Annotated in this window: 1 protein-coding gene; it reads right to left on the bottom strand. The window is 42.5% G+C overall.

The window, feature by feature from the left end:
- Positions 1 to 123 precede the first annotated feature (123 nt).
- A complete protein-coding gene (locus ACUVJL_RS36155; RefSeq protein ID WP_445250224.1) occupies positions 124 to 921 on the bottom strand; it encodes a DMT family transporter in 798 nt (265 codons plus the stop codon).
- Between the last annotated feature and the right edge of the window lie 125 nt (positions 922 to 1046).

Raw genomic sequence — 1046 nt, 5'->3', positions numbered from 1 at the left:
CATAGGTTTAAATCTCAGATAAAGTGGTAGAATAGAAAAATCCCTTGCGAGTTTCTATCAATTTTAGAGAAAATAGCAATCAGGGCGCTGTTTTTGATTATATCCGACAATCCATCAAGTTATTTATTTTTTAGTCCTAATAACACTCACATAAGCAAAACCAAACCAGGCTATGGGTGAAGCTATCAACCCTTGCTTTAAAACCAAAAATATTGTTGGCAAAACCTCAAAAGGAGCTACAATAACCAATGCCCAACTGATCACTTGCCATCCACCTAAAATCGGAGCTAATCGCCCACCTTCAGCATAGCCAAAAGCAGCAGCAATTACCGATCCCAACAACGCTAAATCTGCGAGCTGAAGCTGCCCAGCACCAGTAATAATTCCAAAAATAACAACGGTTGTACTACCGACAATGCTAGCAATCCAAAAGCTGAAATCAGGGCGATCGCCAGCTCGCAAAAACCCTGCTATCGCTGTTGCTAAAGGCAACACCCCTAACACCACAGCACCGTGCGCGGCAGGTACTTGCTGCATTGCCCAAGCCGATAGTACCGGAAATCCCAAAACAACTCCCAATCCCACAACTAATAAACTCCCAAGTTGCTGTTTTGATGGAAGGGGTTGATGCGTTATCCGCAGAGTAAAGGCTGCTAGTATAGCCGCTACTAATCCGCGTCCTAAACCTACAATAAGCGGGTCTAAATCTATCACAGCGGCTCTGGTTGCCGGTAATGTCAAGCTAAATCCAACTACGCCCAAAAAACCGTAGACTAAGCCGATAGTTTCCGAATTCAAGTGAAGATTTTTCCAGTAGGATATCATTGAGTCTCCAATATTGAGTAATTTAGGGCGAGCTGTGGCGCACCTTACCCATATTACTTCTGAACGTAGCAATTCTGTTCTTAAGCTGTTCAGCATCTAAAACGCATATTGTATGGTATAATATGATAATTTTCCGAGAAAGTCAATGCCTACTAAAAACTTCCTCAGTTCTGAAACAAAGGAAACTCTGCAACAAGCATTAAAAGACCATGAGCATCCAG

The sequence above is a fragment of the Microcoleus sp. OTE_8_concoct_300 genome (assembly GCF_031383065.1).
In the GTDB taxonomy this organism is placed as follows: domain Bacteria; phylum Cyanobacteriota; class Cyanobacteriia; order Cyanobacteriales; family Microcoleaceae; genus Microcoleus.
The sequence above is the reverse complement of the archived record's forward strand: the minus strand, read 5'-3'. Positions and strand labels throughout refer to the sequence as shown.